The 18,820-nt window shown below is 67.9% G+C and carries 20 protein-coding genes; 11 read left to right on the top strand and 9 right to left on the bottom strand.

Annotated features, from left to right (window positions below):
• The first annotated feature begins 92 nt into the window (after positions 1–92).
• A complete protein-coding gene (locus OHA77_RS16065; protein WP_326819833.1) occupies positions 93–2,318 on the top strand; it encodes a SpoIIE family protein phosphatase in 2,226 nt (741 codons plus the stop codon).
• 46 nt (positions 2,319–2,364) lie between these two features.
• Here the strand turns inward: OHA77_RS16065 and OHA77_RS16060 are convergent, their stop codons facing one another.
• Positions 2,365–3,564, bottom strand: coding sequence for an FAD-dependent monooxygenase (locus OHA77_RS16060; protein ID WP_406318869.1), 1,200 nt, complete (start codon positions 3,562–3,564; stop codon positions 2,365–2,367).
• Positions 3,565–3,679: 115 nt separating this feature from the next.
• On the opposite strand from OHA77_RS16060, the gene OHA77_RS16055 reads away from it, so the two are divergent.
• Positions 3,680–4,276: a TetR/AcrR family transcriptional regulator gene (locus tag OHA77_RS16055; protein WP_406318868.1), complete on the top strand. Its 597-nt coding sequence runs from the start codon at positions 3,680–3,682 to the stop codon at positions 4,274–4,276.
• 55 nt (positions 4,277–4,331) lie between these two features.
• Positions 4,332–5,105: an alpha/beta fold hydrolase gene (locus OHA77_RS16050; protein WP_406318867.1), complete on the top strand. Its 774-nt coding sequence runs from the start codon at positions 4,332–4,334 to the stop codon at positions 5,103–5,105.
• Positions 5,106–5,117: 12 nt separating this feature from the next.
• Here the strand turns inward: OHA77_RS16050 and OHA77_RS16045 are convergent, their stop codons facing one another.
• On the bottom strand, positions 5,118–5,279 hold the full coding sequence (locus OHA77_RS16045) for a hypothetical protein (protein WP_326819837.1): 162 nt from the start codon (positions 5,277–5,279) through the stop codon (positions 5,118–5,120).
• 102 nt (positions 5,280–5,381) lie between these two features.
• Between OHA77_RS16045 and OHA77_RS16040 the strand changes: the two genes are divergently transcribed.
• On the top strand, positions 5,382–5,933 hold the full coding sequence (locus OHA77_RS16040; protein WP_406318866.1) for a hypothetical protein: 552 nt from the start codon (positions 5,382–5,384) through the stop codon (positions 5,931–5,933).
• A 117-nt stretch (positions 5,934–6,050) separates the two neighbouring features.
• Here the strand turns inward: OHA77_RS16040 and OHA77_RS16035 are convergent, their stop codons facing one another.
• The gene (locus OHA77_RS16035) at positions 6,051–7,196 is read right to left on the bottom strand and encodes an acyl-CoA dehydrogenase family protein (RefSeq protein ID WP_406318865.1); all 1,146 of its coding nucleotides are present in this window, start codon (positions 7,194–7,196) and stop codon (positions 6,051–6,053) included.
• Positions 7,197–7,430: 234 nt separating this feature from the next.
• On the opposite strand from OHA77_RS16035, the gene OHA77_RS16030 reads away from it, so the two are divergent.
• The 3 genes from OHA77_RS16030 to OHA77_RS16020 all read left to right on the top strand — a co-directional run bounded on the left by OHA77_RS16030 (position 7,431) and on the right by OHA77_RS16020 (position 11,171).
• Positions 7,431–9,083 carry a hypothetical protein gene (locus OHA77_RS16030; protein WP_406318864.1) on the top strand — a complete coding sequence of 551 codons (1,653 nt, stop codon included), beginning with the start codon at positions 7,431–7,433 and terminating at the stop codon, positions 9,081–9,083.
• A gap of 14 nt (positions 9,084–9,097) precedes the next feature.
• On the top strand, positions 9,098–9,943 hold the full coding sequence (locus OHA77_RS16025) for a class F sortase (RefSeq protein WP_406318863.1): 846 nt from the start codon (positions 9,098–9,100) through the stop codon (positions 9,941–9,943).
• Between the two features lie 406 nt (positions 9,944–10,349).
• Positions 10,350–11,171: an alpha/beta fold hydrolase gene (locus tag OHA77_RS16020; RefSeq protein ID WP_406318862.1), complete on the top strand. Its 822-nt coding sequence runs from the start codon at positions 10,350–10,352 to the stop codon at positions 11,169–11,171.
• Positions 11,172–11,335: 164 nt separating this feature from the next.
• On the opposite strand, the gene OHA77_RS16015 is transcribed toward OHA77_RS16020, so the two are convergent.
• The gene (locus tag OHA77_RS16015) at positions 11,336–11,977 is read right to left on the bottom strand and encodes a B3/4 domain-containing protein (RefSeq protein WP_406318861.1); all 642 of its coding nucleotides are present in this window, start codon (positions 11,975–11,977) and stop codon (positions 11,336–11,338) included.
• 91 nt (positions 11,978–12,068) lie between these two features.
• A complete protein-coding gene (locus OHA77_RS16010) occupies positions 12,069–12,674 on the bottom strand; it encodes a LysE family translocator (protein WP_406318860.1) in 606 nt (201 codons plus the stop codon).
• A gap of 63 nt (positions 12,675–12,737) precedes the next feature.
• On the opposite strand from OHA77_RS16010, the gene OHA77_RS16005 reads away from it, so the two are divergent.
• Together OHA77_RS16005 and OHA77_RS16000 are read left to right on the top strand one after the other, a co-directional pair.
• Positions 12,738–14,372, top strand: coding sequence for a PLP-dependent aminotransferase family protein (locus tag OHA77_RS16005; protein WP_406318859.1), 1,635 nt, complete (start codon positions 12,738–12,740; stop codon positions 14,370–14,372).
• 48 nt (positions 14,373–14,420) lie between these two features.
• On the top strand, positions 14,421–14,834 hold the full coding sequence (locus tag OHA77_RS16000) for a spore-associated protein A (RefSeq protein WP_406318858.1): 414 nt from the start codon (positions 14,421–14,423) through the stop codon (positions 14,832–14,834).
• Positions 14,835–14,909: 75 nt separating this feature from the next.
• On the opposite strand, the gene OHA77_RS15995 is transcribed toward OHA77_RS16000, so the two are convergent.
• From OHA77_RS15995 to OHA77_RS15980, 4 genes are all read right to left on the bottom strand, one after another.
• Entirely contained in the window at positions 14,910–15,851 is a 942-nt protein-coding gene (locus OHA77_RS15995) for a hypothetical protein (protein WP_406318857.1), read from the bottom strand.
• Complete coding sequence (locus OHA77_RS15990) at positions 15,848–16,384, bottom strand: RNA polymerase sigma factor (RefSeq protein ID WP_406318856.1); 537 nt, start codon at positions 16,382–16,384, stop codon at positions 15,848–15,850. Before OHA77_RS15990 ends, OHA77_RS15995 begins: the two co-directional genes overlap by 4 nt.
• A 150-nt stretch (positions 16,385–16,534) precedes the next feature.
• Positions 16,535–16,792 carry a hypothetical protein gene (locus OHA77_RS15985; protein WP_406318855.1) on the bottom strand — a complete coding sequence of 86 codons (258 nt, stop codon included), beginning with the start codon at positions 16,790–16,792 and terminating at the stop codon, positions 16,535–16,537.
• Positions 16,789–17,094: a hypothetical protein gene (locus OHA77_RS15980; RefSeq protein WP_406318854.1), complete on the bottom strand. Its 306-nt coding sequence runs from the start codon at positions 17,092–17,094 to the stop codon at positions 16,789–16,791. The genes OHA77_RS15985 and OHA77_RS15980 overlap by 4 nt, the downstream gene beginning before the upstream one ends.
• Before the next feature lie 451 nt (positions 17,095–17,545).
• Here OHA77_RS15980 and OHA77_RS15975 point away from each other — a divergent pair, with 451 nt between their 5' ends.
• Entirely contained in the window at positions 17,546–18,403 is an 858-nt protein-coding gene (locus OHA77_RS15975) for a helix-turn-helix domain-containing protein (RefSeq protein ID WP_406318853.1), read from the top strand.
• A gap of 30 nt (positions 18,404–18,433) precedes the next feature.
• Positions 18,434–18,673 carry a DUF397 domain-containing protein gene (locus tag OHA77_RS15970; RefSeq protein WP_406318852.1) on the top strand — a complete coding sequence of 80 codons (240 nt, stop codon included), beginning with the start codon at positions 18,434–18,436 and terminating at the stop codon, positions 18,671–18,673.
• The last annotated feature ends 147 nt before the right edge of the window (positions 18,674–18,820 follow it).

The raw sequence follows: 18,820 nt of genomic DNA, 5'->3' as shown, positions 1-18,820 counted from the left end.
CCTCGGGAGACCCTTCACTCCCCGGCCGAGACTGCAGCAGGAGCAACCGTGGTTCGCTTTGCGCACACCCGTCCCCGAGGGGTGGTCACCGGATGAAGCGGTGGGGGGATGTCACTCAGGACACCGCCGACCACCTTTCGGCCGGTTCCGTCCTTGATCATGCTGAGATGGCGGTGGTCGTCACCGACAGGTTCAGCAACCTTCTCTACTGGAATCCCTTCGCGGAGAAGCTGTTCGGCCGCCCCGGAGTGTCGGGCACCCGAGACCAGTCGCTCTCCCTGGGGATCATGGAGAAGGACCACCCGCTCGCCGTCGAGCTCGCCAAGCACGTGCTCAAGGGCGGGGTGTGGGAGGGCACCTTCGACGTCAGGCGCGGAGACGGGACGATCGTCTACGTCCGCGCCCAGGCCGTGCCGCTGCGGCACGTCTCGGGCTCGGTGACGGGCATCGTCATCACCGCCCGCGAGGCGATGCGCAGCAACGAGCGGGAGAAGGACCGCTTCGGCCTGCTGGAGCGGATCGGCGAGCGGCTCGCCGGCTCCCTCTACGTGGAGGAGACGCTCAAGCGCGTCGCCGAGATGCTCGTCCCGCAGTTCGCCGACCACTGCTTCATCGAGCTGATGGAGGGGGAGCGGCTCACCCGCAGGGTCTCCACCCACGTTTCCGGCTGGAGCCCGCCGCCCGGCACCTGGGCGCCGCTCGGAGCCGAGATCCGTTATCCGAAGGGCCACTACGCCGACATCGCGCTGCGCCGCCAGGAGACGATCCTGGTGGAGGACTTCTCCCAGACGAACTACCCCAGCCCGGGTGAGGGCAGCACCCGCCTGGCGGCCGAGATCGGGATGACCTCGGCCATCGTGGCGCCGCTGTGCGTCCGCGGTGAGACCCTCGGGCTGATGTACCTGGGCCTGTCGAACCTGACCGACCGGCGCAGCCCGCACTACGACGCCTTCGACCGCGACTTCGTGGGGGCCATCGCCACCCGGGTCGCCCTGGCCGTGGACAACGCCCTGCTGTTCGAGGAGGAGCGGCACACCGCCGAGTCCTTCCAGAAATACCTGCTCCCCCGTGAGCTGCCCCAGCTCGACGGGCTGGAGATAGCGGTCCGCTACTACCCGGCGGCGCCGCTCGCCTCGCACGGGCAGGGCATCCAGACACAGGTCGGCGGCGACTGGTACGACGTCATCCCGCTGTCGGCGGGCCGGGTCGGCATCGTCATCGGCGACGTCGAGGGCCGGGGGGCCAAGGCCGCCGCCGTCATGGGCCAGCTCCGGGCCGCGCTGCGGGCCTTCGCCCAGGACGACAAGCCACCCGCGGAGATCCTCGCCCGGCTCGACGAGTGGACGCGGATCATCGCCACCCCCGAGCAGGACGACAGCGGCGAGGACATCAGCATCCCGCCCATCGTCACGTGCCAGTACCTCGTCTACGACGCCTGGTCGCGACAGCTGTCGTTCGCCAACGCCGGCCATGCCCCGCCGCTGCTGCTCAAGGACGGAAGCTGCGCCGAGCTCGACATCAAGGAGGTCGGCCAGCCCCTCGGGGTCCGGGCCAAGGGCGTCCACGCCGACCTGGTCTACAAGGAGGAGACGCGGACGCTGCCCCCCGGGGCCTCGCTGCTGCTCTACACCGACGGCCTCGTCGACCGCCGCCCGCTGCGCGACGCCGACGGCAGGCCGCCCAACGACGAGGAGAACTTCGCGCTGCTCTGCGCCAAGCTCGTGGAGCTCTCCGGCGCCTCGGTGGAGGCCATCGCGCACGCCGCGACGACCGCCGTGCCGGGGGAGATCGACGACGACATGGCGATCCTGGTGGTCCGGTCCGCTCCCGACGACCTCGAGGTCGAGGAGCGCACCTTCCCGGCTCAGCCGATCATGGTCGGTGAGGCCCGCCGGATGGCGGCGGAGGCGTTCACCGGCTGGCAGGTGCCCGAGGAGCGCGCCGAGCTCGCCTGCCTGCTGGTCTCCGAGGTGGTGACGAACGTCGTGCTGCACGCCGCGACCACCAGTGTCCCGCGCCGCGAGCTGATGATGGACGCCCCGATCTCCTTCGACGAGACCTGGGACGATCTGCCGGACTTCGACGACGAGATCGTCAACGAGAAGGAGTTCACGCTCCGGCTCCGCAGGGGCCGGGAGTCGGTCTGGGTCGAGGTCTTCGACCAGGACCTGCGGCTTCCCCGCATCCGCAGCGCCGGGGAGAACGACGAGGGCGGCCGGGGTCTCTACCTCGTCGACCAGCTCGCCAAGCGCTGGGGTTCGCGCCCCACAAAGGAGGGCAAGGCCGTCTGGTTCGAGATCCCCACCAAGTCCCGCTGAGCGGGGGACCGGGCCGGGCGGGCCGGGCCGGTGGGCGGGGCGGCACTCAGTAGTCCTTGAGGGTGATGGCGCGGGCCGCCTTCTGGAGCGGCTCCATGACCTTGGCCATCATGCGGTCCTTGCCCGGCAGGTATTTCATCAGCGAGAGCATCCTCATCTGGAACCAGACCTGGGCCTTGCTCCGCAGCACCATGTGTTTGATGTTGCCGGGCCCGAGGTTCTGGTTCTGCTCGGCGAAGTGCCGCGTCGCCTGCTCGTAGCCGTCGAAGCCGGCTTTGTGGTCGCCGTCGGCGGCCGCCAGCTCGCCGGCCAGGACGTAGGCGCCGACCAGGGCGAGGCTCGTGCCCTGCCCGGAGGCGGGGGAGGCGCAGTAGGCGGCGTCCCCGATCAGCGCCACCCGCCCCTTCGACCAGCGGTCCATGTGGACCTGGCTGAGCGAGTCGAAGTAGAAGTCGGGCGCGTCGGCCATGCCGTCGAGCAGGCGGGGGATCTCCCACCCCTCCCCGGCGTAGGCGTCGGCCAGGAGTTTCTGCTGCTGGTCGCGGTCGCGGTGGTCGTAGTCCAGCGACTCGGTGGCGAACAGGAACATCGCCTTGGCCCCGGTGTCCTTGGCCGTGCTGTACGTCAGGGCCGTCCTGCCGGGGGAGACGTAGGTGAGCTCCCACCGGTCGAGCTCCAGGTGGTTGGGAACGCTGAAGATCGAGATGTGGTATCCGAGGTCGCGGACATACCGGGATTCGGGGCCGAAGGCCAGCGCGCGGGTGGCCGAGTGCAGCCCGTCGGCGCCCACCACGAGGTCGAAGGTGCGTGTCCCGCCGCTCTCGAAGGTGACCCGCACCCCGTCGCCGTCGTCGGTGAGGGAGACGATGGAGTCGTCGAAGAGGTATTCGACCTCGTTCTCCGTCAGGTCGTAGAGGATGCGGTTCAGGTCGCCGCGCAGGATCTCGGCGTCCTCGCCCTCGCGCCCGCCGAACGTGTCGCCGCCCATGCTGGCCAGCCGTTCGCCGGCCGCGTTGACGATCGACGCGCCCCGCACGTCGGTGCGCTCCCGCCGGATCTCGTCCATGACACCCATGCGGGTGACCACGTCGAGGGCCGCGCCACGAATGTCGATCTTGTAGCCGCCCTGCCGGATCGCGGGCGCCCGCTCCACCACCGTGGGCGTGAAGCCGTGGCGGCGTAGCCAGTAGGCCAGCGCGGTGCCCGCGATGCCGGCGCCGGAGATCAGGACACTCGTGTTCCTCATGGGGGACTGCTCCTTGGTCGGTTCCTCGTCTGCCGCTGACAGTACACCCGTGTGACACATTTGTTCAAGACGATAGTTCAAGACGTTTGTTCGAGGGCTGTGTACACTGCCGGGCATGGGAAATCGCGAAGATCTTCTGGCCGGGGCCAAGCGCTGCCTCTACGAAAAGGGATACGCCCGCACCACGGCCCGCGACATCGCGGCGGCCTCGGGCGTCAGCCTCTCCGCCATCGGTTACCACTACGGGACCAAGGAGGCGCTGCTGAACGCGGCTCTCTACCAGGCCATGGAGGAGTGGGGCGACGATCTGTCGAGCATCCTGAGCGCCGAAGCCGGTCCCGACGCCACGCCCGCGGACCGATTCGAGGCGGCGTGGGAGGGAGTGATCGCGTCGTTCGCCGCGAACCGGCCGCTCTGGGCCATCCAGTTCGAGATCGTCGCGCACATCGAACAGCTGCCGGAGCTGCGCCGGACCCTCTCCGAGGCCAGTCGGCAGGCGCGTCTGGGACTCGCCGAGCTGTTCGGGAGTCTGGGCCTGGCCGGGGACGGACAGCGGGACATGCTGCTCGGCTCGTTCTACCAGGTCCTGCTCAGCGGGGTGGCGGCCCAGTGGCTGCTGGACCCGGAGGGCGCGCCGTCAGGGCATGACCTGCTCGACGCGGTGCGGACCGTCGCGGAGGTCGTCGGCCCGGGAGGCGTCGCCCGATCCTGAAATGTCACGGGCGGAAGGGTTAGGAGATGCCCCCGATCGGTGCTTGACTGCGGTCATGGAACTGGCCTTCGAACGGCGCGGGGCCGGACCGCCCCTGGTCCTGCTGCACGGAATCGGACACCACTGGCAGGCATGGCTGCCGGTGCTCGACCGGCTCGCCGCCGAGCGCGACGTGATCGCCGTGGACTTCCCCGGCTTCGGCGTCTCCCCGCCGCTGCCGTCCGGCTCGCCGTACACGGCGGAGAGCCTGGCCGACGCGATCGAGTCGTTCTGCGGGATGCTCGGCCTGCGCGAACCCCACGTGGCGGGCAACTCCCTGGGCGGATACGTCGCTCTTGAGCTGGCCTCGCGGGGTGTGGTCCGTACGGCCACCGCGCTCTCCCCGGCCGGGTTCTGGAGTCGCGGGGAGTTCCTCTACGCGCGGACCGTACTGCGGGCGGTCAGGGCCTCGGCCCGCGCGACCCCGCCGGAACGGGCGCCGGCCGTCGCGGAGAACCCACTGGGCCGGATGGCGATGGCGGGCCTGATGGTGGCCCACCCGTCCAGGCTCTCCACCGAGGCGCTGCTGGCGGCCGGCCAGGCACTCGGCACCTCCCCGGGATTCGACGACACCCTGGACTCGTTCGCCTGGATGATGCCCCCGGCCCCGCCCAAGGCGCCGATCACGATCGCCTGGGGCGAGCACGACCGGCTGCTGCTCCGGCGGCAGGCCGTACGGGCCGCCCGGTGGTCGGGCCAGCGGGTGAAGCTGCTGCGGGACTGCGGGCACCTGCCGATGAGCGACGACCCCGGACTGGTCGCCGGAGTGCTGCTGGAGGGGTCGGGGTGACCGGTCCGGGGGTCAGCGGAACGTCTGTCCCCACAGCGCGAGCATGACCAGGACGAACACCACCACGACGCCCGCGTAGGCGACCGGGCCGAGCCGCAGTGCGCGCCGTACCCGGTTGAGACCCCAGGCGAACAGCAACGCCAGGAAGATCAGCAGGATCAGTCCGCTGTCCATCAACACCGCCTCTGGGGAGCCTTCGCTGACCAGTATGCGTCCCCCGCGCCGATCTTGCGGCGATTGAGCGCGGCGCCGTGTTCCGTGGCATCGTTGCGCACCGTGAACAGATCCGTGAAGCCCCTGAAGTCCCCGAAATCCCCGAAGGCGACGCGCATCCTGCTGCTGGCCGTCCTCGCCGCCGGCCTCTCCGCCTGCTCGGGTGGGAGCGACCCGTCGGCCGCCCCGGTGACGCCCGCCCCTTCCGCGACCGCCCCCTCCGAGCAGCCCTCCCTCCTCCCCTCCGATCTCCCTTCCGTACTCCCCTCCGCCTCGGCCTCCACGGCGCCTGAGGCGTCCGTGTCGGCGTCGGCATCGGCGAGCTCGACGCCGGTGGCTCAGGCGGCCGACGGTGTGCTGCTGGGAGACGTCCAGCCGCTGGGAACGGGCTGGATCACGGTGGCGCCCGAGGGTGAGGCGGCCCAGAAAACCGAGCTCACGCCGTTCACCGTGGTGCTCGACGTGCAGGGGTCGATCTGCAAGCAGGGCGCGCTCCCGCACAAGTGCACGGTGGAGCAGCTGAAGAAGGCGCTCAAATCAGGCGTGTCCCTCTACGCCAAGGTGACGATCAAGGGCGGGACGGCCGAGGAGATCGCAGAGATCGTCCCGGAATGACGGGTCCGGCGGCCGGCCGCCTCGGCCGCTGTGCCGTCATGTCCGCGGTGTCCGCCGGATCGGCCGTATCCGCCGCGTCCGGCGGCGGACGCGTGACCGGGACATCCGGCGGCGGGCTCAGAAGCCGAAGGAGCGGCCGATGATCTCCTTCATGATCTCCGTGGTGCCGCCGTAGATGGTCTGGACACGGCTGTCCACCCAGGCCTTGGCGACGGGATACTCCATCATGTAGCCGTAGCCGCCGTGCAGCTGGAGGCAGCGGTCGATCAGCTTGGTCTGCAGCTCGGTGGTCCACCACTTGGCCTTGGCGGCGTCCACCGCGCTGAGCTCCCCGGCGTTCAGGGCCAGGATGCACTTGTCCACGTAGTGCCGGGCGATCTCCACCTCGGTGTCCAGCTCCGCCAGGACGAACCGGGTGTTCTGGAAGCTGCCGATGGTGCGGCCGAAGGCCGTGCGGTTCTTGCAGTACTCGATGGTCGCCTGCAGGACGGTCTCGGCCGCCGCCACGGCCATCACCGCGATCGACAGCCGCTCCTGCGGGAGATTGCCCATGAGCTGGAAGAAGCCCTGGCCCTCCTCCTCGCCCAGCAGGTTGGCCGCGGGGACCCGGACGTTCTCGAAGAACAGCTCCGCGGTGTCCTGGGCGTGCATCCCGATCTTCTCCAGGTTGCGGCCCCGGCTGAAGCCCTCCATGCCTCGCTCGACGACGAGCAGGGAGGTCCCGCGGGCGCCCGCGGCCGGGTCGGTCTTGGCGACCACGACGATCAGGTCGGAGTTGATGCCGTTGGTGATGAAGGTCTTCTGGCCGTTGACGACGTAGTGGTCGCCCTCGCGCACCGCCGTCGTCCTGATGCCCTGCAGGTCGCTGCCCGCACCCGGTTCGGTCATCGCGATGGCCGTGATCAGCTCGCCGCTGACGAACCCGGGCAGCCAGCGGGCCTTCTGCTCGTCGTTGGTGAGCTTCACGAAGTACGGTGCCATCACGTCGTTGTGCAGCGAGTAGCCCAAGCCGCTCGCGCCGATCCTGATGACCTCCTCGACGATCACGGTGTTGTAGCGGAAGTCCGTGATCCCGGCCCCGCCGAACTCCTCCGGCACCCCGAAGCCGAACATCCCGAGCTCGCCGGCCTTCTTCCACACCTCACGGGGGACGATGCCGTCCTTCTCCCACTGGCCGTGATGGGGCGCGACCTCACGGGCCAGGAACTCGCGCACGGTCTCACGGAAGAGCTGGTGCTCCTCCTCGAAGAGGTCTCGCTGCATTGACTGCCTCCTAGGGTCCCGTGGGCCAGAATACGATTCTGTTACTTCCAGGTACACCCGTCCCGTGCTGCCACTGTCGCCCGCTCCTTTCCAGGAGACCAGATCACAAGTCCGCCACAGTCCCCTGGGGGTCTTGTCATCTCACTGCGCCCAAGAGGGTGAAAACCGTACGATCTACCCTTGGCTTGCTATGGGTAGAACCGGAAATGGCAGCCCTGGTGATCGGAGTATGCGGTGGTTCGGTGGCGATCTGGGCTGGTCAAGCCTGTCGCGGTCTCAATGCTCGGCCTGCTGGGCTGGGCTCTGATCGTCCTCCCGTCCGGACCGGCCGGCGCCAGTTCCGCCGAGCTTGAGGTCGACTACAGATGCACCGGGGAGGTCGGAGGGATCGCACGGAACGGCCCAGTGGATCTTCGGACCAAGGTGACCATCCCCACCACGCTCACGGTCGGTGAGCCGCTGAACATCGGCTGGAAGCTCGGTTACCAGCAGGGCGCGTCCAGGTTCGGCTCACCGGACTACTTCGCTCCCGGGGGCAAGGTCAAAGTCACCGGAAACGTGCAGCTCTCCGGTGGCTGGGTCGGCACCCTCAAGCCGATAGGGGCCGTGGATCAGCCCGGCCAGCTCCAGCCCGGCACCCCTCTGAAGCTTCCCGAAGGCATCTCCGACTTCGCCCATACCGATCAGGCGGGAACGGTCAAGGTCACTCCCCAGAAGTTGTTCGTCGACTTCACGCCGCCGGCCGGCGAGGTCATGGTCAACGATGACGACCCGCGGGTGAGTTATCACGCGGCGGCTGACTGGGAGGACCTGAACGACCAGCCGCAGAACAACAACGACCACCACTATGACATCCACCGCACGGACAAAGTGAACTCTTGGGCTTCCTTCACGTTCACCGGAACCGGGATCGAGTACATCGCCCAGCGCGACCAGGGTTCGGGGAAGGTCGGATTCAAGATCGACGGCCAGGTAGCCACGCCGGCTTACATCGACGCCTCGAAGAACTCCAATGGCACGCCGACGAACGACGCCCACAAGGGCGGGTTGACGCTGTGGAAATTTCACGGCCTCAACTACGGCAGTCACACCATCGAGGTCATGAATCTGGAAGACGCCAAGTGGGCGCAGCTTGACGCCTTCCGGGTGGTCACCAGGGAGTTGGCGAACCCGCCGAAGGACTACCGGGCCACCTGCACACTCGTCAGCGCGCCGGTATCGGTGAACGTCGTCATCTCGGACGGCTCGAACGGAACTCACCCGCCTGCCTCGACGTGCACGCCGACCCCGAGTTCTACCCCTTCTCCCTCTCCGACGTGTGTTCAGCCGACGGATCCGAGTCCGACGCCGACGTGTACTCCGACGCCTGCGCCGACTCCCTCTCCCTCGCCGACGTGTGTTCAGCCGACGAATCCGAGTCCGACGCCGACGTGTACTCCGACGCCTGCGCCGACTCCCTCTCCCTCGCCGACGTGTGTTCAGCCGACGAATCCGAGTCCGACGCCGACATGCACCTCGACGCTGACTCCGACCCCCATGCCGACTCCGACCCCGACTCCCACGCCGACGTGCAAAACCCCGGTCCCCCCGAGCCAGACGCCGTCTCCCACTCCCACCGTCACCGTCACCCGGAGCGGCCAGGGGTCCACGTCCACGCCGAAGCCGACCCTGACCGTGACGGCGACCGTGACCCCGACCAGAGCGACGCCCACCACCCCCCAGGTGGTCGTGACCCCCTCGGGCGGTGCCCAGACGGGCGAGGCTCCCGATGAGAGCGGGCCCTCGGGGATGACACTGATCGGAGCCGGAAGCGCCATGGTGCTCGGCAGCGGATTCGGCGGGGTGGCACTGCTGCGACGGCGTGCGGCGCATGCCCGTCGAGGATAGGTAGGAGGCATCTGATGTATCCAGGGCCTTCGCACGGCGGCCCCGATCCCTACGGTCATGATCCACGCGGTGCCGGCCGTACCCCCAGGAGCGGGAGAAGCCTGCTGCTCTCCGTGCTGCTCGTGGCCGGGTCGCTCGGCGGTATCGGTGCGATCATGGCGGGGATGCTCACCTATCTGACTCCAGCAGCCGAGGACGAGTACTACGGGCCTCCGATGCCGGTGGCGGCGAACGCCATGGAGCTGCAGAACCCTCCGGTTCCCGGCGAGCAGAACCCGGTGTCGGCGCTCTCCTCCGGCGTGGGTCCGGGTGGGCTCGATGCGCCGTTGACGGCTGCCGCGCCCACGGCGGCGCCGCCGCTGCCCGTCGTCCAGCCGCCGGAGCCGCTCAAGAGCAACGGCGTGAAGCCGTACCGGATCGCCATTTCCAAGATCGGTCTGCTGGCTCCGCTGATGGCGCTGGGGGTGGATGCGAAGAAGACGATCCAGACTCCTCCGTTGAGCAAGCCGAACCAGGCCGGTTGGTACAAGTACGGGCCGATCCCCGGGCAGCAGGGGCCCTCGGTGGTGCTCGGGCACGTGAACACCAAGAGCGGGGCCGCCGTCTTCAGCCGCCTGAAGGAGATCAAGCGCGGAGACACGATCAAGGTGTCCCGGTCGGACAAGTACGTCGTGGAGTTCACGGTCGACGGGGTGGAGCAGGTCAGTAAGACCGCGTTCCCGTCGAAGCGGGTCTACGGCAACACCGGCGAGGCCACCCTGCGGCTGATCACCTGTGGCGGCGTCTACAACCGCAAGACCGGCCACTACACCGACAACATCATCGTCTACGCGACCCTGTCGAAGACCCGCCGCGCCTGATCGCGGTCCGCGGCCCGGCGGCGTGAAGTCGAAGGCCGCCCTGTCCGCCGACTCTCTGCGGGCTGCCTGACGGCGCCGGTGCCATGGACATGTCCGCCGCGAGTGCCGTTCCGGGCGTATCCGTGACACCCTGTGAAAGAACCTGGCCGAAACGGGGTATAGAGCCTTCGCCGGGTGTGGTCGCGCAGGATGCGTCCACCGCAACCGGCGCGACGTGGCCGACCATGGACCGAACTTCCCGGTCCGCGACGGTCTGACGCATCCGTGAAACGCCCGCGAGCACGCCCGCCGGGCGAGATGCCCGACCGTGGCTCAGCGCCGTGTCCTGAATGGTTACGCGGGAGCAGACCTCATCATGTGCGGCCTTGAGCACGAAGCTCAGCACCGCCGTGCGAAAGGAACAACCATGGGCACCATCACGACCAGGGACGGCATCGAGATCTTCTACAAGGACTGGGGCAGCGGACAGCCGGTCGTGTTCAGCCATGGCTGGCCGCTCAACGCCGACGCCTGGGACGATCAGCTCCTCCTGGTGGCGGACAACGGGTTCCGTGGGATCGCCCATGACCGCCGCGGGCACGGCCGATCCACCCAGGCGTGGAACGGCAACGACATGGACACCTACGCCGACGATCTCGCCGAGCTGATCGAGAAGCTGGACCTCCACGATGTCATCCTCGTCGGCCACTCCACCGGCGGCGGTGAGGTGACCCGTTACATCGGCCGCCACGGCACCGGTCGCGTCGCCAAGGCGCTCCTGCTGGGCGCGGTCCCGCCGCTGATGCTCAAGACCGAGAGCAACCCGGAAGGGCTGCCGATCGAGGTGTTCGACGACATCCGCAAGGGCGTCAAGGCCGACCGCTCCCAGTTCTACAAGGACCTCAGCACCCCCTTCTACGGTGCCAACCGGCCCGGATCGACGGTGTCGCAGGGCCTGCGCGACGCGTTCTGGCTCATGAGCATGCAGGTGGGTCTGAAGGGGGCGTTTGACTGCGTCAAAGCGTTCTCCGAGACCGACATGACCGAGGATCTCAAGCGCTTTGACGTTCCGACGCTCATCGTGCACGGTGACGACGACCAGATCGTGCCCATCGTCGCCGCAGGGCTGAAGTCCGCGAAGCTGGTCAAGGACGCGACCCTGAAGGTCTACCCCGGCGCCCCGCACGGCCTGTTCGCCACCCACCAGGACGAGTTCAACCGGGACCTGCTGGCCTTCGTCAAAGATTGAACCCCCTTGGGGCGCCGCGCCGGGGTTCTCGGGCGCGGGGGGACACCGGAGCTGACAGCGGGCCGGTTCAGGGCGCCGGATGATCCAAGGTGACACCGGGCGGCAGCACGACGGTCTCCAACGGCTATCTGCCGGCTCAGCCGCCCGGCCGGCCGCTCAGCAGGTCACGCCGAGAACTCGAACCGGGGCGAGAGCCGGCTCAGCGTCATGGTTTCCGGCGTGACCGCCCAGGCGCTCCTCAGTCCGTCCGCGACCGCGGTCACGAGTTCCGGGATGTCCACGGAGGCCGAACCGTGCATCGCCTCCGCGACGATCAGAACCGCGGCCGTCGTGTCCCCGACGGCCGAATGGCCGCTCTGCCGATTCGTCCACCGTCGGGCATGCGCTCGCCCGAGGGCATCGGCGAAGATCACTTCGTATGCGCCGGGGTTCTCCGTCTGGCCGGAAAAGGTCAGATAGCGCTCGTCGCCGTTCGCAGGCCGTACTTCAAGGCCCTCGGAGATCTGGGCGACATCGAATACGGCCACCGGGGTCGCGAATGCAAGCGAGATCGCGTTGCAGAGATCGACCAGGGGATGGATCCGTGGGAGGGCCCGCTCTTTCCTGAAGCGCCGCAACAGTGACTCAGAGGCGCATCGATACTGGGTGGGTTTGAGTCCCATCCTGGAGAAGGTCCGTCGCCATGCCTGTATCTCGGGGAATTCCGCCTCCGGGCCTGCCGCGAGCCGGGCTTCGGCGATGGCGTTGAACTTCGCCACCTGAGTGCCGACGGAGGCGTTCCCGGTGATCCCGGTGGCCAGGACCACGCCGGCGACAAGATCGGGATGCGCCGACCAGATCTCACTTGAGTGCTGGAAATACATGAGGGAGGTTCCTGTCTCGGATCGGATCTGTCGATCAGGCGAAGGTGAGTCCGGCGCCGAGCACGACGAAGGAGCCAGCGAAGATCCGGCGGAGCCAGGTCATCACCTGGGGCCGGGAGATCACGTGGTCCCGCACTGAGGCGGCGAAGACGCCGTAGGCGGTGAAGACGACGAAGGTGATCATCATGAAGAAGGCGCTCAGCTCCACCATCCGCAGGATGGATCCCGGCTCGCCGGCGTTCACGAACTGGGGCAGGAACGCGAAAAAGAAGATGGTCAGTTTCGGGTTGAGGATGTTGATCAGGACGCCGGAGACGATCACCTTGGCCGCCGGAAGGGAGGCGGCCTCCTCCACCACGGCGATCACTTCCTTGTCCCTGAGCGTGGCCCACGCCATGTAGAGGAGATAGGCGACACCCAGATATTTCAGAGCCTGGAACGCCAGAGTGCTCGTGTGCAGTAGGGCCGCGAGGCCGGTGACCGTCGCCACCATGTGCGGAACGATGCCGAGCGTGCATCCGACTGCGGCGATCACGCTTGCACGGCGGCCACGGGAGAGGCCGGCCGACAGCGTGTAGACGACGCCGGTGCCGGGTGTGGCGACCGCGATGAGTGTGGTCACCAAGAACGCGATGCTCACGGTGGGCCTCCTGGTAGGGGTGAATCGCTGTGGCCACGCTCACCCTGCCGTCATAATGGTCTGGTGAACAGGGCCAAAGTAAGCCCAGATGACAGGTCCATAACCTCGGGATCCGACTTCCTGCAACTGAACATCGACGACGCTCCGTCCGGAGGCCGCTCCGACTGGCTGGCCGCGCGGCTCCGGCTCGCGATTTCGGACGGCCGCCTGCCGATCGGGGGCAGGCTGCCCGCTACGCGGGTTCTGGCCGGCGAGCTGCGCGTGTCCCGCGGCGTCGTCACCGAGGCATACCAGCGCCTGATCGAAGACGGGCACGTCGTCGGGCGTGGCCGGGCCGGAACGGTCGTCGTCGCCGCCCCGGAGACGGTCCCGATGGTGGCGCCACCCGTACCCACCGGCTCGCCATCTGGGCCCACCGGTCCGTCGTTGCCCGGGACCGCCGGTCCGCCGTCAGCCCGCGCGTTGTTCGGTGCCGCGCCCGGTGCGGACGTCTTCGACGCGTTGCGGGCGATTCCGGCCCGGATCGACCTGTCGCCCGGCGTACCCGATCTGACCGCGTTCCCCCGGACGGCGTGGCTGCGCGCCGAACGCGCGGTGCTCAGTGACCTTGCGGCTTCCGCGCTCGGGTACGGAGATCCCCGGGGGACCCCGGAGCTGCGTCTTGCCGTGGCGAACTGGCTGGCCCGTAACCGCGGGATCCGGGCGGATCCGGGCGAGGTGCTCATCGTCTCCGGCACCGCTCAGGCGCTCGGGCTGCTCACTCAGGTGCTCCGTCACGATGGGATCGGCGAGGTGGCGGTGGAGGACCCCGGATCGCTCGGGACCCGTCAGCACCTGCATAACTGGCAGGTGGACACCCCGCCGATCCCGGTCGATTCCGAAGGGATCCGGGTCGACGAGCTGCGTGCCCAAGGTGCTCCGGCCGTACTGCTGACCCCGGCGCACCAGTTTCCGACCGGGGTGGTGCTCGGCGGCGAGAGACGTCGCGAGCTGGCACGGTGGGCCGGCGCGGGCGGGCTGATCATCGAGGACGACTACGACGCCGAGCACCGTTACGACCGGCCTCCGGTCCCCGCCCTGCGGTCGATGCTCGCCGAGCACGTCTGCTATGCCGGAAGCGTGTCCAAGCTCCTCGCCCCTGCGCTGAGAGTGGGATGGGTCCTCGCACCGTCGAAGTACCGGGACGCCCTCGTGGATGCCAAGCGGTTCGCCGACCTCGGCAACGCCGTGCTGCCGCAACTGGTGCTGGCCCGGTTGATGGAGTCGGGCGAGCTGGAACGCCGGCTGCGCCTTCTCCGCAGACGCCACCGTCTCCGCCGGGATGCGATGATCGATGCGATCAGAACTCATCTCCCGGGCGCGGTCGTGCACGGCGCCGCGGCGGGCCTGCACTTGATGATCACCCTCGGGGCCGGTTTCGCCGACGTCGACCTCGCCGCCGCGTCGCTCGCGCGCGGCGTGAAGGTGCAGCCGTTGTCGTGGCACAGCCAGCGCCCGAGTCGGCCGGGGCTCGTCCTGGGTTACGCCGCGAGCACGCCGTCCGACATCGCCGAAGGAGTGGCGATCATCGGCACGCTCCTGCGAGGACCGTGCCGACGGCGCACCCCGGCCGAGAACCGCCGAGAGACGGGGCCGGCAGGCGACCGGTCGTACGGGGCCGGTCGGCGGGCTGCCCCCGGTGCCTTTGATCATTTTTAGGATACTCTGACGCAACTTTTGAAATGATCAAAGAAAGGTGACCCTCTGATGCACAAGCTCAAGCGGAGCACAGTGGTCACACTCGGCATGGCGGCCGCACTCGCCGCGTCGGTGGTCACGAGCAGCCCGGCCATGGCGGCGTCCTCTCCGATCACGATTTGCGGCGGTGGCAGCTACCACGTCATCGACAGCCACGCCCTGGGCAGCTACGCCACCATTTACCTGCTCTACAACGGCTCCACCAATTGCGTGGTCACCGTGAAAAAGGGCGCGTATGCGGGCAATACCAAGTACGTTGACGCCTACTTGACCCGCAGCGACTTGAACTACACGAAAATCGACCACGGTTACTTCAAGTACTACGCCGGTCCTGTGAAGATCAGTGCCGCCGGGAAATGCGTCAAGTGGGGTGGCGTCTACGATGCGCAGGGTTGGACCAGCGGCTGGGGGCACTGCAACTGACCGGTCCGGTTTGGTCTGCACCCCTCGGCAGCCCGGCGCTCCCATGATCCATGGGTCGGCGCCGGGCCGCTGGGTTCACGGACCCTTGTACGGCCTGACCGAGGTGGGCCAGGGGGCGACGAGGAGCCGTACCGTGTTCCGGTCGTGGCCACCGAATGCCTCGTGCACGTACCAGGTGCCGGGGATGCTCTCCGGCTGAAGGACGTGTTCGCTGGGCTGCCAACCACGCCCGGCGCCGGGAGGGCTCTCGGGGGCGTCGTGGTAGTACTCCTGGACCGTGGTGTGCCGCTGCCGCAGCAGGAGGCCGACCTCGGCGACCGTCCGGTTCCGTAGAGTCAGTCCCTCCAGAACCTCGCCGGGAGCAGTCGGGTCGCCCGCGAGCTCGTACCGTTCACCGGGCCGGGCGGCTCGGCCGAAGATGATCTCGATGGGACTGCGCAGGTCGGCGGGGATGCGCACCCCGGCTTTGCAGAACATGTTTCCGCAGTCGGGTCCGCCGTCGATCCCTTCGACCATGGTGCTTCCGTTCTCATCTTTGATCTCGAAGCTTCTGCCCGCGTGGTGGATCGTCATCCCCTTAAGGGAGGAGATCGAGATCATCTTGCCGACGAGGCTCGGTGACGCGGGCTCCATCTTCAGGTCGACGTCCATGCCGTATGCGGCGAAATCCGTGCGATAGCGCGTTGGGTCGGCGTCCGGGTCCAGGATCCGGACGTCGAAATGGTCGCCGTTCTCGGCGAACGCCAGCGCCTTAGCCGGTCCCACCTGGAGGGGGCCGACCTCGCCGGGCTGTACGACGACGTTCAGGGCGAGCGCCGCGCCCGTCAGAGCGGCGGCGATGGGAACGGCGATGAGCCACCGCCGGGACCGTCGCCGTATGGTCGCTTGAGGCGTCCGGCCGGTGTCATCGATGATCTTCTTCAAGGCCGTGGACATCACCAGTGGATCCGCACGTACCTGCCTGGCCGGGTCGTGCGCTCCGACCATGTTCCTGAGCTGTTTGAGGTCGTTGTTCATCGGGCGCTCCTCCCATAGGACGGCCTGCGGTCGGTGGGCTGGGGCTGGTCCGCGAGCAGGTGCCGCAGCCGTTTGCGTACGCGGTGCAGCCGCATTGCCGCCGTCGGTCTGGAACAGCCGACGACTGCTGCCGCCTGGCGGAGGTCGAGTCCCTCCCAGCACACCAGGAGGACCAACTCCCGGTCCTCGTCGCTCAGGCCGTTCAGCGCCGCCAGGGCCGTCTGACGGGCGGCGACGGTGGCGGCGTGATCGCCTTCGGGACCGTGGCGCGTCACGTCCTCGCTCAGCGAACCGGCGAGTCCGTCTCGGCGCTGCTCTCTTCTGAGCAGGTTCGACGTGAGATTCCGGGCGGTGACGTACAGCCAGGGCAACGGCTGGTCGCGGGGGAGGCTGTCGTACTTCTCCCAGGCGATCTTGAATGTCTCGGCGGCTATGTCCGGGGCGTCCGCGGGGCCGACCCGCCGCCACGCGTACCGCAGGATCGCCTCATAATGTTCTTGGAACATATGGGTGAAACCGGCCTCATCGTTCAAACTCCCTCTCCTGTCCAGCAGTCTGGCGCTCCTCGCACCGTCTACTGGACAGATGTCGCGAGTCCTCCGGATATCACTGCATCAACGAAATTTCGTACGGTAACCGATCGATCGGACGGGTGCGGGGCGAGGTCCCGCCCCATGCGTTTCTCAGGCCGCGGGTTGCCGGCCACCTCGCTGGATGGGCGGGTACGGGTGCCCGGCCGGCGGTTGGTGGCGGAGTTCGACCTCCTCCATCAGGGTCAGCAGGTCGTGGGGCCGGGCGGCTTCGACGGGCTCGGGATCGGTGGCGACCCAGCAGGGGAAGGCCCAGAAGCGGCGGGCCCAGCAGCGCCAGAGGACGACCCATCCGGGGTGGTCGGCCTCCAGGCCGGAGGCCGTCTCGGCGGGATCGGGGAGAGCCGTCACCGGCTCCGGACCGCCGGGGTCAGGACGTGGCGGATCCGTCTGGCGGCGTCGTCCGCTTCGGCGACGGGTGCGATCTTCTCGTTCCAGGACCACCAGAACCACCAGGTTCCTTCCTCGGGTGCCGCGTGGACGTTCTCGGACAGGGCGGGGGCGTCGGGGTTGTCGACGGCCAGCTTTGGAGGGCGCCGGGAGGCCACCCGGACCCGCAGGCCGTGTTCCCTGAGGCGTTCGGTCAGGTGAGTCAGGTGGATGATCGCGATCTGCGCTGTGCCGGTGTCGTCGGTGTTGTCGGTGACGGCCATGGGCGGCCTCCAGTGCTGGCTGTGGGTGGGCTTGCCGTACTCCACCTGTCGTGATGCGGGTGTGAAGCGTCCGCGCGGCGGATCGACGCAGGTGGGGAGGGCTCCCGGTAGATGTGGGGAAGCATGCCGGGAGCCCGGTTCCGGCCGGGGCACGGGGGCGGTCCCCGGCCGGATGTCTGCGGGGTGGCTCCACCGTCACCCCTCCAAGAAACGGTGGAGCCACCTGCCCTCGGCATCACTGGCGCCTGTGCGTTGCCGAGGAGTCGGTGTCACTGGTTGTCAGCCGTGCCTCGGAGCCGTATCGGATGGAGGGAATCCCTCGATCACGCTCCGTAGAACGGTTACGATCCGATCGTGACGCTCGAACGAGTCGCTGTAAAGAAGTTCCGCTGGAACAGTTCCGGAAATTCTTGCTCCGACGCTGCGCAAATCAACACGCAAGGGGTGGAATATGGCGAACAGGATCAGCCCCACGGTGCGTCGTCGGCGACTGGCGGCAGAGCTGCGGCGACTTCGGCAAGAGTCCGGAAAGAACCGCGATGAAGTGGCGGTATTCGTGGGTTGTGCGCCTGCCACCATCACCAAAATCGAGAACGCCTCCTCAACGGCCCGTCCTGCCGATGTCGCCCTGTTACTGGAGTTGTACGGAGTCACCGGGCGGCAACGTGAGGTTCTGATGGCGCTCGCCCGCGAGGCTCGTCAGCGTGGTTGGTGGCATCAGTACAGCGGAGCGATTCCGCAGTGGTTCGAGGTATACGTGGGGCTGGAGGAGGAGGCCTCGGAGATCAGGTCCTTCCAACCTGAGGTGATCGATGGACGCCTTCAGACAGAGGGATACATCAGGGCCCTCATCCATGGCGAGGTGAGCGTCCCTCCGGCGGAGGAGATCGACCGTCGTGTTGCCATCCGCCTCAAACGGCAGGAAAGGCTGATCTTCCCCGACTCTCCCGAACTATGGGTCGTTGTGGGCGAAGCAGCATTACGCCGGGCGGTCGGTGGGGTCGAGACCATGCGTGAGCAACTGCAGAGGCTCAATGAGGTCTCCCGCCTGAACAACATCACGTTGCAAGTGCTCCCGTTTCAGGCAGGGGCTCATCCGGGCATGCAGGGCGGTTTCCATCTGCTCGGATTCCCAGGGGAGACTGATCAAGATGTCGTGTACGTTGAATATCGGCAGGGTGCCCTGTATCTGGAACGACAACCGGATGTGGATGCCTATGCCAAGCTCTTTGATCATCTGCGTGCGAGGGCGCTGGGTCCCGACGAGTCACGTGCTCTGATCACGCGTATGGCCGAGGAGGCCCTCTAGGCGATCACGAGTAGGAAGGTGCGGGTGTCCATGATGGACTCTTCCCGCGTCATCTGGCGCAAGAGCAGCTTCAGCGGTAACGGTGGGGCTGACTGCGTCGAAGTCGCGGTCGTTCCCGGCGACCCGATCTTGGCGGGGCACAAGCCCGACGCCGACGAGCTTTACCTCGTCCGTGACTCCAAAGATCCCGGTGGCCCGACACTCGCCTTCACCCGCTCCGAGTGGGACGCGTTCGTCAAGGGTGTGAAGGCCGACGAGTTCGACGGCTGACGAGCTGCGGACAGGATCCGTGCGACAGCGACGAGGCTTCCACCACCGTTTCGGCTTCTGCACGGACGTCCCCAGAAGGAGGCGGGACGGTGAGAGCCCCGCCGGGAGAGTGGTGGTCCAGGAGCCGTCGCAACACGGAATGTGTTG

Origin of the sequence: Streptosporangium sp. NBC_01639, from assembly GCF_045209755.1 — a bacterium.
Lineage (GTDB): Bacteria > Actinomycetota > Actinomycetes > Streptosporangiales > Streptosporangiaceae > Streptosporangium.
Note: the sequence above shows the minus strand (reverse complement) of the source record. Positions and strands in the feature narration are given on the sequence as shown.